The 22775-nt window shown below is 64.0% G+C and carries 17 protein-coding genes and 1 tRNA gene; 10 read left to right on the forward strand and 8 right to left on the reverse strand.

From position 1 onward, the window contains the following. Positions 1 to 27: 27 nt before the first annotated feature. The 10 genes from prfB to rsxB all read left to right on the forward strand — a co-directional run bounded on the left by prfB (position 28) and on the right by rsxB (position 13263). Positions 28 to 1132, forward strand: a protein-coding gene (prfB, locus tag CON76_RS01110; protein ID WP_101101255.1) for a peptide chain release factor 2 whose coding sequence is annotated in 2 segments (ribosomal slippage) — positions 28 to 108 and positions 110 to 1132 — 1104 coding nt in all. Because the reading frame shifts where the segments join, the coding sequence is not laid out codon by codon here. A 102-nt stretch (positions 1133 to 1234) separates the two neighbouring features. Next, positions 1235 to 3916, forward strand: a complete 2682-nt coding sequence (gene pepN / locus CON76_RS01115; protein ID WP_420812873.1) for an aminopeptidase N — start codon at positions 1235 to 1237, stop codon at positions 3914 to 3916. Positions 3917 to 3938: 22 nt separating this feature from the next. Then, positions 3939 to 4967: a class 1 fructose-bisphosphatase gene (locus CON76_RS01120; RefSeq protein ID WP_101101257.1), complete on the forward strand. Its 1029-nt coding sequence runs from the start codon at positions 3939 to 3941 to the stop codon at positions 4965 to 4967. A gap of 34 nt (positions 4968 to 5001) precedes the next feature. After that, positions 5002 to 5077: transfer RNA gene (locus tag CON76_RS01125), tRNA-Thr, on the forward strand. Between the two features lie 124 nt (positions 5078 to 5201). Further along, positions 5202 to 7400 (forward strand): ATP-binding protein, encoded by a 2199-nt coding sequence (locus CON76_RS13380; protein WP_101101259.1) that lies wholly within the window; start codon positions 5202 to 5204, stop codon positions 7398 to 7400. After that, the gene (locus CON76_RS01135; protein ID WP_240592705.1) at positions 7327 to 8052 is read left to right on the forward strand and encodes a response regulator; all 726 of its coding nucleotides are present in this window, start codon (positions 7327 to 7329) and stop codon (positions 8050 to 8052) included. Before CON76_RS13380 ends, CON76_RS01135 begins: the two co-directional genes overlap by 74 nt. A gap of 52 nt (positions 8053 to 8104) precedes the next feature. Beyond that, entirely contained in the window at positions 8105 to 9487 is a 1383-nt protein-coding gene (gene trhP, locus CON76_RS01140) for a prephenate-dependent tRNA uridine(34) hydroxylase TrhP (protein WP_420812874.1), read from the forward strand. 60 nt (positions 9488 to 9547) lie between these two features. After that, positions 9548 to 10744 (forward strand): amino acid aminotransferase, encoded by a 1197-nt coding sequence (locus CON76_RS01145; RefSeq protein ID WP_101101263.1) that lies wholly within the window; start codon positions 9548 to 9550, stop codon positions 10742 to 10744. 144 nt (positions 10745 to 10888) lie between these two features. Further along, positions 10889 to 12544, forward strand: coding sequence for a polyhydroxyalkanoate depolymerase (locus tag CON76_RS01150; RefSeq protein WP_101101265.1), 1656 nt, complete (start codon positions 10889 to 10891; stop codon positions 12542 to 12544). Between the two features lie 5 nt (positions 12545 to 12549). Beyond that, positions 12550 to 13263, forward strand: coding sequence for an electron transport complex subunit RsxB (gene rsxB, locus CON76_RS01155; RefSeq protein WP_101101267.1), 714 nt, complete (start codon positions 12550 to 12552; stop codon positions 13261 to 13263). Here rsxB and CON76_RS01160 read toward each other — a convergent pair. Genes CON76_RS01160 through CON76_RS01195 form a run of 8 tightly spaced genes read right to left on the reverse strand, consistent with a single transcriptional unit; the run spans position 13252 to position 22769 of the window. After that, positions 13252 to 14448, reverse strand: a complete 1197-nt coding sequence (locus tag CON76_RS01160; RefSeq protein ID WP_240592703.1) for a cytochrome P450 — start codon at positions 14446 to 14448, stop codon at positions 13252 to 13254. The genes rsxB and CON76_RS01160 overlap by 12 nt on opposite strands. Beyond that, the gene (gene bioB, locus CON76_RS01165) at positions 14438 to 15499 is read right to left on the reverse strand and encodes a biotin synthase BioB (RefSeq protein ID WP_101101271.1); all 1062 of its coding nucleotides are present in this window, start codon (positions 15497 to 15499) and stop codon (positions 14438 to 14440) included. Before bioB ends, CON76_RS01160 begins: the two co-directional genes overlap by 11 nt. A gap of 13 nt (positions 15500 to 15512) precedes the next feature. After that, positions 15513 to 16253 carry a dethiobiotin synthase gene (gene bioD, locus CON76_RS01170; protein ID WP_101101273.1) on the reverse strand — a complete coding sequence of 247 codons (741 nt, stop codon included), beginning with the start codon at positions 16251 to 16253 and terminating at the stop codon, positions 15513 to 15515. Further along, positions 16250 to 17458, reverse strand: a complete 1209-nt coding sequence (gene bioF / locus CON76_RS01175; protein ID WP_101101275.1) for an 8-amino-7-oxononanoate synthase — start codon at positions 17456 to 17458, stop codon at positions 16250 to 16252. Before bioF ends, bioD begins: the two co-directional genes overlap by 4 nt. After that, on the reverse strand, positions 17424 to 18803 hold the full coding sequence (gene bioA, locus CON76_RS01180) for an adenosylmethionine--8-amino-7-oxononanoate transaminase (RefSeq protein ID WP_101101277.1): 1380 nt from the start codon (positions 18801 to 18803) through the stop codon (positions 17424 to 17426). The genes bioF and bioA overlap by 35 nt, the downstream gene beginning before the upstream one ends. Continuing rightward, a complete protein-coding gene (locus CON76_RS01185) occupies positions 18800 to 19276 on the reverse strand; it encodes a VOC family protein (RefSeq protein WP_101101279.1) in 477 nt (158 codons plus the stop codon). Before CON76_RS01185 ends, bioA begins: the two co-directional genes overlap by 4 nt. Next, positions 19273 to 21321 carry an acetyl-CoA carboxylase biotin carboxylase subunit gene (accC, locus tag CON76_RS01190; protein WP_101101281.1) on the reverse strand — a complete coding sequence of 683 codons (2049 nt, stop codon included), beginning with the start codon at positions 21319 to 21321 and terminating at the stop codon, positions 19273 to 19275. The genes CON76_RS01185 and accC overlap by 4 nt, the downstream gene beginning before the upstream one ends. Before the next feature lie 50 nt (positions 21322 to 21371). Then, the gene (locus tag CON76_RS01195) at positions 21372 to 22769 is read right to left on the reverse strand and encodes a DUF389 domain-containing protein (RefSeq protein WP_101101283.1); all 1398 of its coding nucleotides are present in this window, start codon (positions 22767 to 22769) and stop codon (positions 21372 to 21374) included. Between the last annotated feature and the right edge of the window lie 6 nt (positions 22770 to 22775).

Raw genomic sequence — 22775 nt, forward strand, 5'->3', positions numbered from 1 at the left:
ACAACCTACACCGAAAGATTCAAGAACATGGAAGCCGAACGCCTCAACGCCATCTCCAACCGCCTGACCGACCTGACCGCGCGGGTGGCCGAGTTACGGAGGTATCTTTGACTACGATGCCAAAGCCCTCAAACTGAGCGAAGTCAACGCGGCATTGGAAGACCCCACCGTCTGGGACAACCCCAAACGCGCACAAGACCTGGGCAAGGAAAAGAAGCTGCTGGAAGACGTGGTGCTGGTGCTCGACCGCCTCAGCAGCGAACTGGCCGACAACACCGAGCTGTTCGAGATGAGCAAGGAAGACGGCGACGACGCCGGCCTGCTCACCATTGAAGGCGAAGGCGACAACCTGGCCGCCGACGTGGAAAAGCTCGAATTCCGCCGCATGTTCAACCAGCCCGCCGACCCGCTCAACTGCTTCCTGGACATCCAGGCCGGCGCGGGTGGCACCGAGGCCTGCGACTGGGCCAGCATGCTGCTGCGCCAGTACACGCGCTACGCCGAACGCAAGGGCTTCACCGCCACAGTGGAAGACCTGACCGACGGCGACACCGCCGGCATCAAGAGCGCCACCATCAAGATCGAGGGCGAGTACGCCTTTGGCCTGCTGCGCACCGAGACCGGCGTGCACCGTCTGGTGCGCAAGTCGCCGTTCGACTCCTCGGGCGGGCGCCACACCTCGTTTGCGTCGGTGTTCGTGTACCCCGAAATCGACGATTCGGTCGAGATCAACATCAACCCCGCCGACGTGCGGGTGGACACCTACCGCGCCAGCGGTGCCGGTGGTCAGCACATCAACAAGACCGACTCCGCCGTGCGCCTGACGCACATCCCGACCAATATCGTGGTGCAGTGCCAGGACAGCCGCAGCCAGCACAGCAACCGCGACCTGGCCTGGCAGCGCCTGCGCTCGCGCCTGTACGACCATGAAATGCGCAAGCGCATGGAAGAGCAGCAAAAGCTCGAAGACACCAAGACCGACGTCGGCTGGGGCCACCAGATCCGCTCCTACGTGCTGGACAACAGCCGCATCAAGGACTTGCGCACTGGCGTTGAAATTTCCGCCACGCAAAAAGTGCTCGACGGCGACCTGGACGCCTTCATCGAAGCCTCGCTCAAGCAGGGCGTCTGACGCACCCGCTGCGCCGCCTGCGGGCGGCCCAGGCCAGCACGGCGCTGACCTGGCCGCCCCCTCCTCTGCTCCGACCTTCCACCCCTGAACGGACACCTTCCCATGATGAACTCTCTGCATGAAGGCGCGCCCACCCTCATCCGGCGCGAAGACTACGCCGCGCCCGCTTTCCTGATCGACTCGGTGGCCCTCACGTTCGATCTCGATCCGGCCAAAACCCGCGTGCTCAACCAGATGCGCGTGCGCCGCAACCCCGACGTGCCCGCGCAAGCCCTGCGCCTGGACGGCGAAGACCTGAATTTGGCCCGCGTGCTGGTCAACGGCGCAGGCACCAGCTTCAAGCTGGACGGCCAGCAACTGGTGCTGGAAAACCTGCCCGAAGGCACCGAGCCGTTCGACCTTGAAATCTTCACCACCTGCGCCCCGGCCAGCAACACCCAACTGATGGGCCTGTACGTGAGCCAAGGCACCTTCTTCACGCAATGCGAAGCCGAAGGTTTCCGCCGCATCACCTACTTTCTGGATCGCCCCGACGTGATGGCCAGCTACACCGTGACGCTGCGGGCCGACAAAGCCACCTACCCGGTGCTGCTCTCCAATGGCAACTTGGTGGAAGAAGGTGCGCTCGAAGACGGCCCCAACGGCCCACGCCACTACGCCAAGTGGGTCGATCCGCACAAGAAACCCTGCTACCTGTTTGCGCTGGTGGCGGGCCAACTGGTGCGCCGCGAACAAAAAATCATCGCCCGCAACGGCCAGGAACATACGCTGCAAATCTACGTGCGCGCCGGTGATCTGGACAAGACCGAACACGCCATGAACTCGCTCATGGCCTCGATTGCGTGGGACGAAGCCCGCTTTGGCCTGCCGCTGGACCTGGAACGCTTCATGATCGTCGCCACCAGCGACTTCAACATGGGCGCGATGGAAAACAAAGGCCTCAACATCTTCAACACCAAGTTCGTGCTGGCCAACCCCGCCACCGCCACCGACGTGGACTACGCCAACGTCGAAAGCGTGGTCGGACACGAGTACTTCCACAACTGGACGGGCAACCGCGTCACCTGCCGCGACTGGTTCCAATTGAGCCTGAAAGAAGGCCTGACCGTGTTCCGCGACCAGGAATTCAGCATGGACATGGTGGCCAGCGCATCGGCACGCGCCGTCAAGCGCATCGAGGACGTGCGGTTGCTGCGCACCGCCCAGTTTGCCGAAGACGCGGGCCCAATGGCCCACCCCATTCGCCCCGACCAGTACCAGGAAATCAACAACTTCTACACCCTCACGGTGTACGAAAAAGGCGCCGAAGTGGTGCGCATGATGCAAACCCTGGTCGGCCGCGACGGTTTTGCGCGTGGCATGCGGCTGTACTTTGAGCGCCACGACGGCCAGGCCGTGACCTGCGACGACTTTGCCCAAGCCATTGCCGATGCCAACCCCGACAGCCACCTCGCGCTGCTGCTGCCCCAGTTCAAACACTGGTACAGCCAAGCCGGCACCCCACGCCTGCACAGCCAAGGCGAGTACGATGCCGACGCACAGACCTACACCCTGACTTTGAGCCAAAGCTGCCCACCCAGCCCCGGCCAGCCGGTCAAGGCCCCATTTGTCATCCCCGTGGCCGTGGGCCTGCTGGACGCACAAGGCCAAGACATCCCCGGCACTGCCCGCACCGTGGTACTCAGCGACACCAGCGCCAGCGTGGTGTTTGAACACGTGCCCAGCGCGCCGGTGCCCTCGATCCTGCGCGGCTTCAGCGCCCCGGTCGTCCTGCAACACGCCTACACCGATGCCGAACTGCTGACCCTGCTGGCCCACGACAGCGATGCCTTCAACCGTTGGGAAGCCGGACAACGCCTGGCCCTGCGTCTGGCACTGGCCGCCATCCAAGCCGACGGCGACGTGCCGACCGAACCGCTGGACAGCGCCTACATGGATGCCATGCGCGCTGTGCTGCAAGCACCGCAACTCGATGCCGCGTTCAAGGAACTGGTGCTGACCCTGCCCAGCGAGACCTACATCGCCGAACAACTCGACATGGTCGATCCGCAACGCATCCACGCCGTGCGCGAAGCCATGCGCCTGCAACTGGCCACCGCCTTGCAGACCGACTGGGCACACACCTTCGAGAGCCACCACGACAACGGCGCTTACCGGCCCGATCCCGTCTCCAGTGGCCGCCGCGCGCTGGTGGGGCTGGCCTTGCACATGCTGTGTCTGGCGGCACGCCACAGCGGCGATCCGGTCTGGCCCGGCAAAGCCTACCAACGCGTCAAAGACGCGGGCAACATGACCGACCGCTTCCAGTCGTTGAGCGCGCTGGTGAGCAGCGGACACGAACTGGCCACTGCGGCACTGGAACGCTTCCACGCCCGCTTCCAGCGCGAAGAACTCGTGCTGGACAAATGGTTTGCGCTGCAAGCCGGCGCACCCGACCACGGCGGCCATATCCTGCCCATGGTGCAGCAACTGCTGACGCACCCCGACTTCCACATCAAAAACCCCAACCGCGCACGCAGCTTGATCTTCAGCTACTGCAACGCCAACCCCGGCGCATTCCACCGCGCCGACGGGGCCGGTTACACCTTCTGGCGCGACCACGTGCTGGCCATCAACGCCTTCAACCCCCAAGTGGCCGCCCGTCTGGCGCGCGCGCTGGACCGCTGGCGGCAACTGGCCGAGCCGTACCGCAGCGCCGCGTGTGCTGCCATTGAACACGTGGCCGCCCAACCCGACCTGAGCAACGACGTGCGCGAAGTCGTGACGCGCGCGCTGGCCGACTGACCCTTTATTGAGACAGACCACCATGTCCATTACCCTGACCCGTTACCTGATCGAACAGCAGCGCACCCAAGGTGCCCTGCCCGCCGAACTGCGCCTGCTGCTCGAAACCGTGGCCCGCGCTTGCCAACACATCGCTATCAGCGTCAACAAAGGCGCACTGGGCGAAGTGCTGGGCAGCGCCGACACCGAAAACGTGCAAGGCGAAGTCCAGAAAAAACTCGACATCATCGCCAACGAGGTGCTGATCGATGCCAACGAATGGGGTGGCCACCTCGCCGCCATGGCCAGCGAGGAAATGGACACCATCCACCCCATCCCCCACCGCTACCCGCAAGGCGAATACCTGCTGCTGTTCGATCCGCTGGACGGCTCCAGCAACATCGATGTCAACGTCAGCATTGGCACCATCTTCAGCGTGCTCAAAAAGCCCAACGACGACCCCAACGTCATCGAACCCGTCAGCGAGCAGGACTTCCTGCAACCGGGCGCGCAACAAGTGGCGGCGGGCTACTGCATCTACGGCCCGCAAACCACGCTGGCCCTGACCGTGGGGCGCGGTGTGGTCATGTTCACGCTCGACCGCGAACAAGGTGTGTGGCTGCTGACGCAAGAAAACGTGCAAATCCCGGCCGACACCAAGGAATTTGCCATCAACATGAGCAACATGCGCCACTGGGATACCCCGGTCAAGCGCTACGTGGACGAATGCCTGCAAGGCAAAGAAGGCGTGCGCGGCAAGGACTTCAACATGCGCTGGATCGCCAGCATGGTGGCCGACGTGCATCGCATCCTCATGCGCGGTGGCATCTTCATGTACCCGTGGGACAAGCGCGAACCCCACAAGCCCGGCAAACTGCGCCTGATGTACGAAGCCAACCCGATGGGCTGGCTGGTGGAACAAGCGGGCGGCGCAGCCACCAATGGCCGCCAACGCATCCTCGACATCGCGCCCACCGAACTGCACCAGCGCGTCAGCGTGGTGCTGGGCTCCAAGAACGAGGTCGAGCGCGTCACCGCCTACCACCTGGAAGCCGACAAAACCTCGGTATAATCAAGGGCTGTTTTCAGCACCACGCTGAATGCGTGCCGGAATAGCTCAGTCGGTAGAGCAGCTCATTCGTAATGAGAAGGTCGGGGGTTCGATTCCTCTTTCCGGCACCACAAAAAACCGCCATTTCTTCAGCCCACTTGGTTCAAGTGGGCTTTTTTGTGCGCGAAAACGGCCAAGTGGTGGCATAGAATGCCAGATTCGGTGATTTAGAACAGAAAAATCTGGCGACCCGACATGCCACAGCAACACCGCAGTCTTTTTAGAACCCTTTTTCTTCGTGCCACCTTTGTTGCGCTGGGCTGCGTGGGGCTGATTGCCTTGGGCGTGTACCTGGTGGTGATTCGGCTCGAAGCCCAAAACGCCACCGAACAGGCCGCCAGCGCCGCGTTCAAGAGCCTAGACCAACAGTTGGCCACCAAAGAATCTGCGGTGGTGGCCACCAGCACCGCACTGGCACGCGACCGTCGGATTCAACAAGGTTTGCTCACGCGCAACCGCGCGCCGCTGTTGGAAGTCGTCACAGATTTGCAAAAAGATTTTGCCGAAGTCACGTCGTACAAACACGTGCGCGCCCAAGTCATCAACGCCGATTTTGAGATCGTGGCCCGCTCTTGGGACCCTGCTTTTTTTGGGGCCAAAGCGCCCCACCCGCTGGGCCCCATTGTGGCCCAAACGCGCACCGCCCACGCCCACTTTGGGGTGGGCAACGCGGGCGCGGGCATTGTGGGCTTTGCACCCGTGCTGCACCAAGGCCAATTGCTGGGTTTGATCTCGGTCACGCAAGGCGTGCGCTCGGTGGTGCAAGACCTCCAGCGGCAATCGGTGGGCTGGGTGATGGTGATTGACGAAGCGCGGCTGCGCGCGCGCACACAAGGTGCGTTGCCCGCCGTCTTCCAGCGCAACCCCCGCATTCAGGATGGCCAACTGCTGGCACACGCCGAATGGTTCGAGGCCGCCGACGTGGCCTTTGTGCGCCAACACTGGAACACCATCGCCCAACTCTCGCAACCCGTGCTGCTGGGGCAGCGGCTGGTCACCGTGCGCGATATCCACGACGAGAGCGGCACCACCATTGGTAAAAACATTTTGCTGGTGGATGCCGGGCCCACCAACGCCGTGATTGCCAAGTACGAAGCCAAAATCTGGCTCATGATGCTGGGCAGCGCCTGCCTGATACTGCTGATGGCGGCCATCATTTTGTGGGACGTGAAACGGCTCATCATGGTGCCGCTGCAATCCATGCTGACCAGCATCCGGCTGGCCACCAGCTTGCAACGCTTTGATGTGCCGGTGGAAGTGGGACAAGCCGACGAAATTGGCGAGCTGCAACACAGCTTCAACAACCTGTTGTGCAGCCTGCGTGCTGCGTTGGACGATGCCAATCAAGCCGTGACCGACGTGGCACAAGGGGATTTTTCGGCACGGATGAGCGGCACCTACTTGGGCAGTTTGCGCGAACTGCAATCCGGCATCAACGCGGGCATTGAGGACTTGCGCAAGGCCCACACCTCGCTGGTGGAAGCCAACAACGCCAAGAGCATGTTTTTGGCCAACATGAGCCACGAAATCCGCACGCCCATGAACGCCATCATTGGCATGAGCTACCTCGCGCTGCAAACCCCGCTCAACGAGGAACAGTGCGAATACGTCAAACGCATCCACTCGGCGGGCAACTCGCTGCTGCGCATCATCAACGACATTCTGGACTTCTCCAAGATTGAGGCGGGCAAACTGGAGCTGGAGCGCGTGCCGTTCCGGCTGGAAGACGTGCTGTCCAACTCGCTGGTGATGGTGCGCAAGCAAGCCGCCGACAAAGGGCTGGAGCTGCTGTTGGACATGCCCGATGCCCAATTGGTCAACGAACAAGCGGTGTTTTTGGGCGACGGCCTGCGGCTGGAACAAATCCTCATCAACCTGTTGAGCAACGCCGTCAAGTTCACCACCACGGGGGGCGTGGTGGTGTCGGTGCGCAGCACCACCACACCCGGCGCAAACCCCGTGGGCATCGCCTTTACGGTCGAGGATTCCGGCATCGGCATGAGCGCCGAACAAATGGCCGGACTGTTCCAAGAGTTTACGCAAGCCGATGGCTCCACCACACGCCGCTTTGGCGGCACCGGGCTGGGCCTGGCCATCACCAAACGGCTGGTGGGCATGATGGGCGGCCACATCGATGTCCACAGCGAAGTGGGCAAAGGCACACGCTTCACGTTCGAGCTGGACTTTGAGCCAGTGCCCCCCCAGCGCCGGCACCCACAGCGGCGCGCCAGGCCTGCCGCAGCCTGTGGCCTCGTCCACTTGCTTGGTGGTGGACGACAACGAAGACGCGGCCCGCGTGCTGGCGGGCATGCTGGGCAGCATGGGATTGCAGGTGCAATGGGTCACATCGGCCCAAGCGGCGCTGCAAACCCTGCACAGTGGTGCGCGCTTTGACCTGCTGTTTGTGGACTGGGTGATGCCCGGCACCGATGGCGAGGCGTTTGTGCGCGACATCCGCCGCTTGCCGCAACTGGCGGCCACGTCGGTGGTGATTGTGTCGGCGCACGACATGGCCGGCCTGCAACACATGGCCGAGGGCTTGGGCGTGCAGCGCGTATTGACCAAACCCGTGCTGCCCGAGCACATCCGCTCCATCTTCAAAAACCGCCAGCCGACCCCGGTACCCACGCCTGCCGCATCCCCCACGTCCGACGACACCGCCCGGCTGGCCGGCATGCGCGTGCTGCTGGTGGAGGACAACATGGTCAACCAACTGCTGGCACGCAAACTGCTGGAAGCCAAAAAAATACAGGTCGATGTGGCCGCCGACGGCCAGCAGGCGTTGGACAAACTGCACGCCCACGCGCCCGACCACTACCACCTGGTGCTGATGGACATGCAAATGCCCGTGATGGACGGCTACACCGCCACCCAGCGCCTGCGCACCCAACCGCAGTTTGAGCAACTGCCCATCGTCGCCCTGACCGCACACGCCATGGTGGAAGAAGCCGAACGCTGCAAAGCCTTGGGCATGAACGAGCACCTGAGCAAACCCATCCACCCGGAAAAGCTGTACCAGATGCTGCTGCGCTACGCACCAGCCTGAAGATTTGCCCCCGCACTGCCACCGTTTGGCCCACTTGCCGGACAATCGGCGCATGACGACCCTCAAAGCCCCTGAACTGCTGTTACCCGCTGGCTCGCTGGACAAAATGCGCGCCGCTTACGACTTTGGTGCCGATGCGATTTACGCCGGCCAGCCCCGCTACTCCTTGCGCGCCCGCAACAACGAATTCCGGCTCGAACAGATTGAAATCGGCATCAACGAAGCCCACGCGCGGGGCAAAAAATTCTTCGTCACGAGCAACCTGCTGCCGCACAACGACAAGGTGCGCACCTACCTGCGCGACATCGAACCCGTCATCGCCATGAAGCCCGACGCGCTCATCATGGCCGACCCCGGCCTCATCATGATGGTGCGCGAGAAATACCCCGAAGTGGCCATCCACCTCTCGGTGCAGGCCAACACCGTCAACTGGGCAGCGGTCAAGTTCTGGCAAAAGGTGGGCGTGACCCGCATCATTTTGAGCCGCGAACTGAGCCTGGACGAAATCGAGAAAATCCGCCAAGAATGCCCCGACATGGAGCTGGAAGTGTTCGTCCACGGGGCGCTGTGCATTGCGTACTCGGGGCGCTGCCTGTTGAGCGGCTACTTCAACCGCCGCGACCCCAACCAAGGCACCTGCACCAACGCCTGCCGTTGGGACTACAAAACCCAACCCACCGCCACCGACCCCAACACCGGCGAAGCCATTCCTGTGGCAATGGAGCAAGGCTTCAACTTCAACCAGGCGCAAGAGGAAGCCGAACAATCCTTTGCCGCCTGCGGCGGCGGCCAGCGCCACCCTAAGGCCGATCAGGTGTACCTGATCGAAGAAGCGGGCCGACCGGGGCAGCTCATGCCCATCATGGAAGACGAGCACGGCACCTACATCATGAACAGCAAAGACTTGCGCGCCATTGAGCACGTGCAACGTCTGGCCGAAATTGGTGTCGATTCGCTCAAGATCGAGGGCCGCACCAAGAGCCTGTACTACGTGGCGCGCACGGCGCAAATCTACCGCCAGGCCATTGACGACGCAGTAGCGGGCCGCCCGTTCAACCCCCGGCTCATCACCGAGCTGGAAGGGCTGGCCAACCGAGGCTACACCAGTGGCTTTCTGGAACGCCGCCCCAGCCAGGACTACCAAAACTACGAAACCGGCCATTCATTGGTGGGCCACAGCCACTACGTGGGCGACGTACACGCCATCCAAGACGGCTGGGCAGAGGTGGAAGTCAAAAACAAGTTCTCGGTTGGCGACCAGCTTCAAGTCATCCACCCCAGCGGCAACCAAATCATCACGCTGGAACAGATGCAAAAACTCGATGGCGAAGCCGTCACCGTGGCACCAGGCAGCCCGCTCAAGGTGCGTATCCCGCTGCCCGAACAGTACCAAGGTGCGCTGCTGGCGCGCATCCTGCCCGTGGCCGGTGCCTGACACCGCGCTGCACCGTTAAAATTGCAACCCCGCTTCTTTCACACACTCACAGGTACCTCCATGTCTCTGTTTTCCGCCGTTGAAATGGCCCCCCGCGACCCGATTCTGGGCCTGAACGAGCAATTTGCCGCCGACACCAACCCCAACAAGGTCAACCTGGGCGTGGGCGTGTACTACGACGACAACGGCAAGCTGCCGCTGCTGCAATGCGTGCAGCAAGCCGAAGCCACGCTGATGGAAAAGCCCACCGCACGCGGCTACCTGCCCATCGACGGCATTGCGGCCTACGACAACGGTGTCAAGGCGCTGGTGTTCGGTGCCGACAGCGAGCCGGTGCAGAGTGGCCGTGTGGCCACCGTGCAAGCCATTGGCGGCACCGGTGGCCTCAAAATTGGTGCCGACTTCCTGAAGAAACTCAGCCCCAACGCCAAGGTGCTGATCTCCGACCCGAGCTGGGAAAACCACCGCGCGCTGTTTGCCAACGCTGGTTTTGAAGTGGACACCTACGCCTACTACGACGCTGAAAAACGCGGTGTCAACTTTGAAGGCATGCTGGCCAGCCTCAACGCCGCCGAAGCGGGCACCATCATCGTGCTGCACGCCTGCTGCCACAACCCGACCGGCTACGACTTGACCCCCGCACAGTGGGATCAGGTGATCGCCGTGATCCAGGCCAAGGGCCTGACCCCGTTCCTCGACATGGCCTACCAGGGCTTTGGCTTTGGCATTGCCGAAGACGGTGCCGTGATCGGCAAGTTCGTGGCCGCTGGCCTGACCTTCTTTGTGTCCACCAGCTTCTCCAAGAGCTTCAGCCTGTACGGCGAGCGCGTGGGTGCCCTGAGCGTGCTGTGCGACAACAAAGAAGAAGCCGCCCGCGTGCTGAGCCAGCTCAAGATCGTCATCCGCACCAACTACTCCAACCCGCCCACCCACGGTGGTGCTGTGGTGGCCGCTGTGCTGAGCAACCCAGAACTGCGCGCCCTGTGGGAGCAGGAACTGGGCGGCATGCGCGTGCGCATCAAGGAAATGCGCCAGAAGCTGGTGGATGGCCTCAAGGCCGCTGGCGTGGCGCGCGACATGTCCTTCATCACCACCCAGATCGGCATGTTCAGCTACTCGGGCCTGACCAAGGATCAGATGGTGCGCCTGCGCAGCGAATTTGGCGTGTACGGCACCGACACCGGCCGCATGTGCGTGGCCGCGCTCAACAGCAAGAACATCGACTACGTCTGCAAGGCCATCGCCGCCGTGCTGTGACGCCATTGGCTGCACCGCAGCTGATGTCCAAAAGCCGGCTCGTCCGGCTTTTTTTATGGCCCGACATCGACTGGAAATACGGTGTCGGCGCGCCAAACCTGCTATATTGCTGCACTGCAACATAATATTGAATGAGAGAAAAACATGCTCTACCAGATCTACGAAACCCAACGCTCGTTGATGGAGCCGTTCTCTGACCTGGCGCAAGCCGTCTCCAAGCTGTACAGCAACCCGCTGTCGCCGCTGGGCCAGAACCCCTGGGCGCAACGCATTGCCGCCGGCTACGACCTGCTGCACCGCCTGGGCAAGGATTACGAAAAACCCGCCTTCGACATCCGCACCGTGACGGTGAACGGCGTGGACGTGGCCATCTACGAGCGCGTCGAGATCAACAAGCCGTTCTGCGAGCTGCGCCGCTTCAAGCGCTTCACCGATGACCCGGCCACCCTGACCCAGCTCAAGGGCCAGCCCGTGGTGCTGATCGTAGCACCGCTGTCGGGCCACTACGCCACGCTGCTGCGCGACACCGTGCGCACCATGCTGCGCGACCACAAGGTTTACATCACCGACTGGCGCAACGCGCGCCTGGTGCCGCAGTCCGAGGGCGACTTCCACCTCGACGACTACGTCAACTACGTGCAGGACTTCGTGCGCTACCTGCAAGAACGTTACGGCAACTGCCATGTCATCAGCGTGTGCCAACCCACCGTGCCGGTGATGGCCGCCGTGTCGCTGATGGCCACGCGCGGCGAGAAAACCCCGCTGTCCATGACCATGATGGGCGGCCCGATCGACGCCAGCCGCTCGCCCACCGCCGTCAACACGCTGGCGGTACACCGCAGCTTCGAGTGGCTCGAGAACAACGTGATCTACCGCGTGCCGAGCAACTTCCCCGGTGCGGGCCGCCGCGTGTACCCCGGCTTCTTGCAATACGCGGGCTTTGTGGCCATGAACCCCGACCGCCACGCCAACAGCCACTACGACTACTTTCGCGACCTCATCAAGGGCGACAACGAAAGCGCCGACAGCCACCGCCAGTTCTACGACGAGTACAACGCGGTGCTGGACATGGACGCGCACTACTACCTGGAGACCATCCAGACCGTGTTCCAGGAGTTCAAGCTGGTCAAGGGCACCTGGGACGTGCGCAGCCCCGACGGCGAGCTGGAGCGCGTGCGTCCGGCCGACATCACCACCACCGCGCTGCTGACGGTGGAAGGGGAACTGGACGACATCTCGGGCGCAGGCCAGACCGCCGCCGCACACGACATGTGCACCGGCATCCCCGAGGCGCGCCGCCAGCACTACAAGGCCGAAGGCGCGGGCCACTACGGCATCTTCAGCGGCCGCCGCTGGCGCGAGATGGTGTACCCGGCGGTCAAGGCCTTCATCTGGAGCCACAACGGCACCGCCCAGCCGACTGCAGCCGCTGTCACCACACCCGTCGCCACCCCGGCCGTGGCCGAAGCGATGACGGAAGCCGTGATTGCCCCGGCCCCGCTGGCCGCACAAGAGACCACAGCAGCACCGGAAAGCGTGGCCGCCGCAGAACCGGAGGCCGCCGTCACCAGCCCGACAGCAGCCGCTGAGGCAGAAACTGTGGCCGAAACGGCTGCGGTAACGCAAGAAGCCAGCGGCGCCAGCACCGAAGCGCAAGCCACAGCACCACAAGCCGCTGAGGCCACGGCCGCGGCACTCGCTGCTGCGGCGGCACCGGCCAAGCCTGCCGCTGGCACCGCCCCGGCACGCCGCACGGCGGCCAGCGGCAAGGGCTACGCCGGTCGCCCGGGCCGCCGCTGAAGCCCATGGCAGGTGCTGTGCCGGAGGCTTCCTCCCTCACCGGACTGGCGGCGCAGCTCAACGCTGCGCTGCCGCAAACCCAATGCACCCGCTGCGGCTACCCGGACTGCGCGGCCTACGCGCAGGCCATCGCCCACGGCGAGGCCGCCATCAACCAGTGCCCACCGGGCGGTGCGCAAGGCGTGCGCAAGCTGGCCGCGCTGACGGGCCAACCCCTGCAAGCCCTCAACCCCGAACACGGGCAAGAAGCGCCGCGCACACTGGCCGTCATTGATGAGGATTGGTGCATCGGTTGCACCCTGTGCATCAAAGCCTGCCCCACCGACGCGATTGTGGGCACCCACAAACGCATGCACACCGTCATCGAGCCGTATTGCACCGGCTGCGAACTGTGCATTCCGGTGTGCCCGGTCGATTGCATCCAGCTGGAGAACGCGAGCGGCACCCAAACCGGCTGGGAAGCGTGGTCGATGCAACAAGCCGACACCGCCCGCGCACGCTACACGTGGCGACAACAGCGTCTGCAACGCGAAGCGGTGGAACACCAAGCGCGCCAAGAACGCAAGGCCGAAGACAAACTGGCCCATCTGGCCGAGCACTCCAAGATCACCGACCCGGTGGTGCTGGACAAGAAACGCGTGCTGATTGAAGCCGCGCTGGCGCGTTCACGCCAGCAACGGCAAGCCGCCACAACGGCAAGCCCCAGCTCAAGCGCGTAAGCGCAAAGCGTGCAGCCCCCGGTACACAGGGTTGCCGTTGCGCTGTGGCGCAGCCGCCAGTTGCCAATGGGCGCAACGCTGGGCCAACGCCTTGAACACCGCTTGGGCCTCCAACTGGGTCAACGCAGCACCAATGCACACGTGCGGGCCACTGCCAAACGACAGCGCGCCCACGTTGCTGCGCGTGATGTCCAGCGTGTCCGGGTCGGGGTGGCGCTCAGGGTCGCGGTTGGCCGATCCGATCAGCGCCAGCACCAGTTGACCCCGACGCACCGGCTGGCCCGCCAGTTCCACGTCAGTGGCCGCACGCCGCCCCGTCCATTGCACCGGGCTGTCAAAGCGCAACAGTTCGCGCACCGCTGGAGCGGCCAGATCGGGTTGCTCGCACAGACGCTGCCACTGGTCGGGGTGCTTGAGCAAGCTCAACATGCCGTTGCCCAGCAGGTTGCGCGTGGTCTCGTAACCGGCAAACAGCAACATGGCGCATTGGGCCACCAGCTCCGCCCCGGCTTCAATGCGGCCATCGGCTTGGGCTTGCGCCAGCAGCGTTACCCAGTCGTCGGCAGGCTCGCGCAAACGGCGGGGCAACAGGTCACGCTCAAAGTACGCGGCCATGTCCAGCAGGCTGCGCTGGGCGGTGCGGGCTTGCTCCAGCGTGGGCTGGGCCGCGCCGATGAAAGCGGCCAAATCTTCGCACCACAGCAAAAAATCGTCCTGCAAATCGGCATCCAGCCCCATCAACCGCGCCACCACCTGCGCGGGCAAAGCGCGGGCCATGTGGGCCATGAAGTCGAATTCGCCCTCAATCGGCACCGCATCGATCAGGCGTTCCACCATCAGCGCCACTTCGGGCTGCAACGCGGCCAGCCGCTCAGGCCGAAACGCCGGTTGCAGCACTTGGCGCAGCCGCTGGTGGTCGGGCGGATCGCGGAACAGCATGGCGCGCGCAAACAGGCGTTGCAGCGGGGCCAATGTGCGGCGTTCCTCGGCGTTGTCGGTGGTGTCCATCACCCAGCCGCCCGTGCGCTGGGCCGACAGACGCGGATCGCGCAACGCAGCCTCCACGTCGGCGTGGCGGGTCAGCACCCACGCGCCGCCAAAAAAGTCGTCGCGCCAGTGGATGGGCCCCGCCTCGCGCCAGGTGCGGTAGGTGGGGTAAGGGTCGTCCAGGAACTCAGGCGTCATGGCGCGGGGTGCAGCACGACGACGGCGCATCGGCACGCACCGCCGGGCGCTCGCCCTGGGTGTGCAGGCCCAGGCGCTCGAACAGGCGGCGGTCGCGTTCGGCCTGCGGGTTGGTGGTGGTCAACAGGCGGTCGCCATAGAAGATGGAGTTGGCACCGGCGGCAAAGCACAAAGCCTGCAGCGCGTCGTCCATCTGCTCACGGCCCGCCGACAGGCGCACCATGGTGGTGGGCATGGTGATGCGCGCCACCGCAATGGTGCGCACGAACTCGAACGGGTCGATAGGTTCGGCGTTTTCCAGCGGGGTGCCGGGCACGGCCACCAGGTTGTTGATTGGCACCGATTCGGGGTACGGATCCAAGTTGGCCAACTGCGCGATCAGACCGGCACGCTGTTCCCGTGTTTCACCCAAGCCCACAATGCCGCCGCAGCAGACGTTGATGCCCGCATCGCGCACATTGTTCAGGGTATCAAGACGGTCTTGGTAGCTGCGGGTGCTGATGATGCTGCCGTAAAAGTCGGGGGCGCTGTCAAGGTTGTGGTTGTAGTAATTCAACCCAGCGTCTTTGAGCTGGTGCGCCTGGTCGGCATCGAGCATGCCCAGCGTCATGCAGGTTTCCAGGCCCAAGGCGCGCACACCTTGCACCATTTCGGTCACGCGCTCCATGTCGCGCTCCTTGGGGCTGCGCCACGCCGCGCCCATGCAAAAGCGTGTGGCACCCTGGTCTTTGGCGGCTTGGGCGGCTTGCAACACTTCGTCCAACGGCATCAGTTTGCTGGCTTCCACGCCCGCGTCAAAGTGCGACGATTGCGGGCAGTAGCCGCAGTCTTCGGCGCAACCGCCAGTCTTGATGGACAACAGGGTGGAGAGCTGCACCTCGTTGGGGTTGAAATGCTCACGGTGTACCTGCTGGGCGCGGAACAGCAAATCCATGAACGGCAGCTCGAACAAGGCGGCCACATCGGCCACGCTCCAGCGGGCATCGGGCGCTGCCGCAGCGGGCACCGGGCGGCGCAGGGAACTCAGGGGAACAGAAGCGACAGTGGTCATGGTGTCTTGAAGTTCAGACGGAGGAAACGGCCTGCGCGTGCAGTGGCCCAAAATGGGCTTGCAACACATCGGCCTGGAAAAATCGGGCGATGCTGGCGGCATCGGGCGGGCTCAGGTGCGGCACAATGCCCCAGCACGGTACCTGGTGGCGGCGTTGCAGTTCGTGCGTCAGGGTGCGCACATTGTCGGACAGATGCGGCATGGCCGGATCTATGGTGTTGCCCACCCAGCCCACCAGACGCAAACCGCGCGCGGCCACAGCTTCAGCGGTCAAGATGGCGTGGTTCAAGCACCCCAGGCGCAACCCGACCACCAGCACCACCGGCAAGGCAAGATCAGCCATCAGATCGGCGCTGTCCCAGTCCGGCCCCAGCGGAATGCACAGGCCGCCGGCTCCTTCCACCACCAGCACATCGGCCTGAGCGGCCAAGGCCTGCGCTCCTTGGAGCAAAGCGGCGCGGTCGATGGGACGCTGCTCCAGCGCAGCGGCAATGTGCGGAGCACAGGCGGTACGCAACTGGCACGGCCCCACCTGCGCCATCGACACCGGCACCGGGCTGTGGCGCTGCAACAATGCCACGTCCTCGTTGATCCAGACCCCCTCGGCGTTGGGTTCCATGCCCGCCGCCACTGGCTTGTAGCCTGCGGCCCGTACACCGCGCTGGCACAGCCAGTGCAACAAGCCCGCGCTGATGTGGGTTTTGCCGACTTCGGTGTCGGTGCCGGTCACAAAAATACCGTTGATACCGCTCATGCGGGCTCCAGATGTTGTGCCACATCGGCCAAAGCGTGCAGCAACTGCGCCACATCGGCCATGCTGTGCGCGGCGCTGAAGGTGATGCGCAAACGCGCTGTGCCCACCGGCACGGTGGGCGGACGGATGGCGGGCACCCACAGCCCTTGCGCCTCCAACGCAGCCGACAGGCGCAAAGCGGTCTCGTTGCCCCCCACCACCAGCGGCTGGATGGCGGTGTACGAATCCGGCAGTGACCAATCGGGCCGCTGGGCCAGCACAGGTTGCACCCCAGCCCGCCATTGGGCCAGCAGATTGCGCAGGTGGGCGCGCCGCACATCGCCCTCCGGGCTTTCGATCAGGGCCAGACTGGCGCGCAGCGTGTGGGCCTGCACGGCGGGCATGGCGGTGGTATAGATGTAGCTGCGGGCGCGCTGCACCAGCCACGCAATGATGGTGGGGTGAGCGGCCACAAAGGCCCCGGCCACCCCTGCGGCCTTGCCCAGCGTGCCCATCACAATCAGGCGCTCGCTGCACAAGCCGAAATGCTCCAGGGTGCCGTGGCCGTGCGCGCCCAGCACCCCGAGGCCGTGCGCGTCGTCCAGCACCAGCCAAGCGTCGTGGGCCTCGGCCAGCGCCAGCAAGGCGGGCACATCGGCCACATCCCCGTCCATGCTGAACACCGCATCGGTAACGATGAGCTTGATGGGCGTGTCACAGGCGCGCAATTGGCGCTCCAGCACATCCAGCGCGCCATGTGGGTAGCGCAACCGCTTGGCCGCCGGTGCCAACAAGCTGCCGTCGATCAAAGATGCGTGGTTGAGCTTGTCGGAAAAAATCGTGGTCTGGCCATCGGCCAAAGCGGTCATCAGTGCCAAATTGGCGGCGTAACCGCTGCCCAGCACCAGTGCGCGCGCGCCCGGAATGTGCGGTGCGAACCAGCGCGCCAGATCATCCTCCAACTCGGCATGGGCTTGGGTATGGCCACTGACCAGGTGCGAGGCCCCACTGCCCACCCCCCAGCGTTGCGCGCCCTCGCTCGAAGCCGCGACCAACGTGGGATGGTGGGCCAAACCCAAATAGTCGTTGCTGCAAAAGGCCAGCAACGCCTGGCCTGATGCCTGCGTGACCTGCGGCGCGCAGGGACTGGCTACCGTGCGGGGTCGGCGGCGCAACCCGGCAGCGTCCAGTTCAAGCAGTTGGCGGTGGAGATGGCGAATCAGCATCGAGACAAGCCGTCGCCTCGTCCAGCACCGCCATCAGGCGCTGTGCCAGCCACTGCGACAGGGCTTCATTCAACAGGTAAGGGGGCATCAGGTACACGGTGCGGCCTATGGGGCGGATCAGCAACTCGTACCGCCGTGCAATCTGGTGGAAACGTTCGGCAAAACGCCCTTGGGCGTGTTCGGGCCGCACATCGAAGGCCCAAATCATGCCACAACGCCGCCAGTGTTCGATGCGTGGGTCTTTGTGCAGGGGCTGCAATGCAGCGTCCAACGTCAAGGCTTGCTGGGCGTTGTGCGCCAGCACGTCGTCTTGCTCAAAACGATCCAAGACGGCCAGCGCCGCCCGGCATGCCAGCGCGTTGCCGGTGTAGGAGTGGGAATGCAGAAAACCGCGCGCCACATCGTCGGAGAGGAAAGCGCGGTACACCGCATCGCGCGTCAACACCAGCGACAACGGCAAATAACCGCCCGTGATGCCCTTGGACAGGCACACAAAATCGGGCCAGATGCCTGCCTGCTCGCAGGCAAAAAAGGTGCCGGTGCGACCACAACCGACCGCAATCTCATCGGCAATCAAATGCACCTGGTAACGGTCGCACAGCGCACGCACTTGCCGGACGTAAGACGCATCGTGCATGGCCATGCCCGCCGCGCACTGCACCAGCGGCTCAATGATGACGGCGGCGATCTGGCCTTGGCGCTGTTGCAACACAGCCTCCAGCTCGGCAGCAGCGCGTTGCGCTACGGCGGCAGCATCCTCGCCGGGCTGGGCTTGGCGTGCATCGGGGCTGGCAACCTGGTGCGACCGCATCAACAGCGGGTCGTAAGCATCGCGGAACACGGCCACGTCGGTCACGGCCAATGCGCCCAGCGTCTCGCCGTGGTAGCCCTGACGCAGGCAGACAAACCCGCGCTTGTCGCCCTGCCCCACGTTGCGCCAGTAATGGAAACTCATCTTCAGCGCAATTTCCACCGCCGAAGCGCCATCACTGGCGTAAAAAGCGTGCCCCAGCACGCCACCTGTACGTGCCGACAGGCGTTCGGCCAATTCCACCGCCGGGGCGTGGGTACACCCGGCCAGCATCACGTGCGGCAGCGTGTCCAACTGCGCCTTGAGCGCGGTGTTGATGCGCTCATCGGCGTGGCCAAACAGGTTGACCCACCAGCTGCTGTTGGCATCGAAGTAGCGTTGTCCGTCTTGGTCGAACAGCCACGGGCCACTGGCGCGGGCAATCGGCAAGGGCGGCACCACCTCGGCACGCTGCATCTGGGTACACGGGTGCCACACGCTGGCCAGCGTGCGGCGTTGCCATTCGGCGTTGGAACTGACGGGGCTGGAACTCATCCCGCCAATGTAGCAAATGCCTGCACCACCTCGGGCGGTGCCTGCACCAACTCAATCAACACGCCCTCACCGGCGATCGGAAACTCGTCGCTGGCCTTGGGGTGCAAAAAGCAGATGTCAAAACCCGCTGCGCCCTTACGGATACCGCCCGGCGCAAAGCGCACCCCTTGGGCGGTGAGCCACTCCACGGCCTGCGGCAGGTCGTCGATCCACAGCCCCACGTGGTTGAGCGGCGTGGCGTGGACAGCGGGTTTTTTGTCCGGATCCAGCGGCTGCATCAAGTCCACCTCGACCTTGAACGGGCCCGTGCCCATCGCGCAGATGTCCTCGTCCACGTTCTCGCGTTCGCTCTTGAACGTGCCGGTGACTTCCAGCCCCAACATGTCCACCCACAGCTTTTGCAAGCGGGTCTTGTCGGGGCCACCGATGGCAATTTGCTGGATGCTCAGCACCTTGAACGGACGCTGGCTCATTTCTCAAACTCCACAATCGGTTGATCCACCACCAGCGATTCGCCCTTGTGGGCCAACACCTTGGCCACCACGCCATCGGCGGCGGCAAACAGCACGTTTTCCATCTTCATGGCTTCGATGACGGCCACGCGTTCGCCCGCCTGCACCTTCTGGCCGACCTGCACCGCCACATCCACCAGCAAGCCCGGCATCGGCGACAGCACAAAGCGGCTCATGTCCGGCGGGGCCTTGAACGGCATCATGGCTTGCAGCTCGGCCGCGCGCGGCGACATGACCATGCACTCCAGCTTGGTGCCGTTGTGCTGCACCACCAGCGCCAGCGGGTTGCGGGCTGTACCGCGCTCAATTTGCGCGGTAAACGGGTTGCCGTTCACCGTGCCGGTGATGACAATATCGTTCAGGCGCGAGGCGGAACAGATGTGGTAACGCTTGCCATTGACGTAAGCAGTGGCCGAGGTGGCGGTATCGCCATCGTCCACCTGCACGCCGGTGTGGCGGTGTTGTCCATCGCGCGACAGGCTGACCACGGTGTAGGCCTTCTCGACCTGGACGCCGTAACCCGGCAATTGGCCCGACATGCCCGAAGCGCGCTGACGCGACTTGCGGCGCACGAACGCGGCCAGTGCCACCAGCAAATTTTCGTCGTCGTGCGGCACATCCTCGGCGTGGAAGCCACCGGCGTAATGGTGCGCAATGAAGCCGGTGTTGAAGTTGCCCGACACAAAATCCGGGTGCGCCAACAGCGCCGCTTGGAACGGGATGTTGCTGTTGATGCCACGGATAACAAAACCGTTGAGCGCCTCGCGCATCTTGGCAATCGCATCGTTGCGGTCTTTGCCATGTACGATGAGCTTGGCGATCATCGAATCGTAGTACATCGGGATCTCGCCACCCTCGAACACGCCGGTATCGACGCGCACACCGTACTTCTGCGACGGATCGGCCTGCCACATGGTTTCAGCCGGTGGCGTGAAACGCACCAAGCGGCCTGTGGATGGCAAAAAGTTGCGGAACGGGTCTTCGGCGTTGATACGGCACTCCATCGCCCAGCCGTCGCGCTTGATGTCTTCTTGACGCAGGTTGAGCTTCTCGCCGGCGGCCACGCGGATCATCTGCTCCACCAAGTCCAGCCCGGTGATGCACTCGGTGACGGGGTGTTCCACCTGCAAGCGGGTGTTCATTTCCAGAAAGTAGAAGTCCTGGTTCTTGCCCACCACAAATTCCACCGTGCCGGCGGACTGGTATTTCACAGCCTTGGCCAATGCCACAGCCTGCTCACCCATCGCCTTGCGGGTTTCTTCGCTGATGAAGGGCGACGGTGCTTCCTCGATCACCTTCTGGTGGCGGCGCTGGATGGAGCACTCGCGCTCATTGAGGTACACCACGTTGCCGTGGCTGTCGCCCAGAATCTGGATTTCGATGTGGCGTGGCTGCTCCACAAACTTTTCAATAAAGATGCGGTCGTCGCCAAAGCTGTTGCGCGCTTCGTTCTGACAAGCGGTAAAGCCTTCCAAGGCTTCCTTGTCGTTGAAGGCCACGCGCAAGCCCTTGCCGCCACCACCCGCCGAGGCTTTGATCATCACCGGATAGCCGATACCCTTGGCGATCTCGACCGCCGCTTCGGCGTTGGCAATCGGGTCGTTGTAACCCGGAATGGTGTTGACCTGGGCCTCGTTGGCCAGCTTCTTGGAAGCGATCTTGTCGCCCATGGCGGCAATGCTGTGGGCCTTGGGGCCAATGAAGGCAATGCCTTCGTCTTCACAACGTTGGGCAAAGGCTTCGTTTTCGCTCAGAAAGCCGTAACCCGGATGGATGGCCTGGGCCCCCGTGACCTTGGCGGCGGCAATGATCTTGTCGGCCACCAGATAGGACTCGCGCGACGGGGCCGGGCCCAGCAACACGGCCTCATCGGCCAGGCGCACATGGCGCGCTTCTTTGTCGGCCTCGGAATACACCGCCACAGTGGCGATGCCCATTTTCTTGGCGGTGGCGATGACGCGGCAGGCAATCTCGCCCCGGTTGGCAATGAGGATCTTCTTAAACATCACATGTCTCCATCGGGTTGGGTTGGGTCTTTGGGGTCAGGTGCGGGCCTTCAGCCCCGCCTGCCTTTTCTGGGAATCACTTGTTCCAGCAGGCGCACTTGCTCGCGCTCCAGGCGCGCCTGCAGCCAGCGTTGCAGGCTGGCGCGCTGCGTGGCACTCAGCGCGCGGGTGGTCTCGACCAGCACCACTGCATCGTCGCTGGTGGCGGTGGTGTCGTCGGTGGCGCGGGCACCAAAGGCAAGCGTCACCGACGCCACCTGAGGCTGCTGGGCCTGCATCTCGCGGCGCAGCGCCAGCACGTCCACCTGGGGTGGCTGTGCCGCAGCCTGGGCCTGGGCCAGAGCCTGTTCGGCGGCGGCATCGCGCACCTGCTGCACGGCGGCCTCCAGGTGCTGGATCTTCTTGTCGCTCACCTGCAGCTGCTGCAGGATGGTCTGGTTCACGTCTTCGTGGAACTGGCGGCGCAACTGGCCCAGGTCCACCGGCGCATCACCCGCACGCCGCAGCTCGATGCGGGTGTTGCCCAGCCCCTCGCGCGACAGCAAGGCCTGCAGCACCGGACGCAACCGGGCCTCGTCAAAGCCGCCTACCAGCGTCAGGCGCAGCGTGCGCTGCTTGGCGTCCACGCGGTACGACACCACATTGAACGTAGGATCGCTCTCGATCTGCTGGGCCACGCGCGACACGCCACGGGTAAAGAACTCCTGCTGCACAAAGCGGTAGCCCAGCCAGACGCTGGGCGCCATGACGCAGGTGATGCCGATCACGATGACGATGCGGTGCAGGCGCCGCGTGGCCAGGTTGACACTGCCCCGGCGGCGCAGGTGCAACGCCTTGGAGATGGCCAGCGTGGCAGCGGCAATGAAGACGCTGTTGATGAGGAACAGGTAGGCCGCACCGCCAAACATCTCCCAACGGCCATGCGCCAGCCCAAAGCCCGCCGTGCACAGCGGCGGCATGAGCGCGGTGGCAATCGCCACGCCCGGCACCACGTTGTTCACCGCCTTGCGGGTGGCGGCAATCATGCCAGCGGCTCCGCCAAAGGCGGCAATCAGCACGTCCCACAGGGTCGGGCTGGTGCGCGCCAGCAGCTCGGAACCGGGCTGGTCCAGCGGACTGAGGGCAAAGTACAGCGTCGATGTGACCAGGCTGATCAGCGTGAAGATGCCCAGGGCGCGCGCGCCTTGGCGAATCAGCTGCAAGTCCTGCACCGCAGCGCCGTAGCCTATGGCCAGGATCGGGCCCATGAGTGGCGAGATCAGCATCGCGCCGACAATCACCGCCGTCGAGTTGACGTTGAGCCCGACCGAGGCGATCAGGATGGCAAAGAACAGCACCCACAGGTTGGCCCCCACCGGGCGGGCGCCCGCGCGGATGTCGGCATCAATCGCGTCAGGATCGTCCTGATCCTGACGCAGATTGAAGAGGCGCCAGACGGTGGAGTTCATGGGCGG

It is taken from the genome of Macromonas bipunctata, from assembly GCF_002837135.1.
Lineage (GTDB): Bacteria > Pseudomonadota > Gammaproteobacteria > Burkholderiales > Burkholderiaceae_C > Macromonas_A > Macromonas_A bipunctata.

Bases quoted from the DNA above. Each gene is read 5' to 3' on its own strand.
- accC (WP_101101281.1), bottom strand. From the start codon at position 21,321: ATGTTTAAGAAGATCCTCATTGCCAACCGGGGCGAGATTGCCTGCCGC.
- CON76_RS01160 (WP_240592703.1), bottom strand. From the start codon at position 14,448: ATGACGCCTGAGTTCCTGGACGACCCTTACCCCACCTACCGCACCTGG.
- bioD (WP_101101273.1), bottom strand. From the start codon at position 16,253: ATGAGCGGTATCAACGGTATTTTTGTGACCGGCACCGACACCGAAGTC.
- CON76_RS01150 (WP_101101265.1), top strand. From the start codon at position 10,889: ATGCTCTACCAGATCTACGAAACCCAACGCTCGTTGATGGAGCCGTTC.
- CON76_RS01195 (WP_101101283.1), bottom strand. From the start codon at position 22,769: ATGAACTCCACCGTCTGGCGCCTCTTCAATCTGCGTCAGGATCAGGAC.
- bioB (WP_101101271.1), bottom strand. From the start codon at position 15,499: ATGACCACTGTCGCTTCTGTTCCCCTGAGTTCCCTGCGCCGCCCGGTG.
- bioA (WP_101101277.1), bottom strand. From the start codon at position 18,803: ATGAGTTCCAGCCCCGTCAGTTCCAACGCCGAATGGCAACGCCGCACG.
- CON76_RS01145 (WP_101101263.1), top strand. From the start codon at position 9,548: ATGTCTCTGTTTTCCGCCGTTGAAATGGCCCCCCGCGACCCGATTCTG.
- bioF (WP_101101275.1), bottom strand. From the start codon at position 17,458: ATGCTGATTCGCCATCTCCACCGCCAACTGCTTGAACTGGACGCTGCC.
- CON76_RS01120 (WP_101101257.1), top strand. From the start codon at position 3,939: ATGTCCATTACCCTGACCCGTTACCTGATCGAACAGCAGCGCACCCAA.
- pepN (WP_420812873.1), top strand. From the start codon at position 1,235: ATGATGAACTCTCTGCATGAAGGCGCGCCCACCCTCATCCGGCGCGAA.
- CON76_RS01135 (WP_240592705.1), top strand. From the start codon at position 7,327: ATGGGATTGCAGGTGCAATGGGTCACATCGGCCCAAGCGGCGCTGCAA.
- CON76_RS13380 (WP_101101259.1), top strand. From the start codon at position 5,202: ATGCCACAGCAACACCGCAGTCTTTTTAGAACCCTTTTTCTTCGTGCC.
- CON76_RS01185 (WP_101101279.1), bottom strand. From the start codon at position 19,276: ATGAGCCAGCGTCCGTTCAAGGTGCTGAGCATCCAGCAAATTGCCATC.
- trhP (WP_420812874.1), top strand. From the start codon at position 8,105: ATGACGACCCTCAAAGCCCCTGAACTGCTGTTACCCGCTGGCTCGCTG.
- rsxB (WP_101101267.1), top strand. From the start codon at position 12,550: ATGGCAGGTGCTGTGCCGGAGGCTTCCTCCCTCACCGGACTGGCGGCG.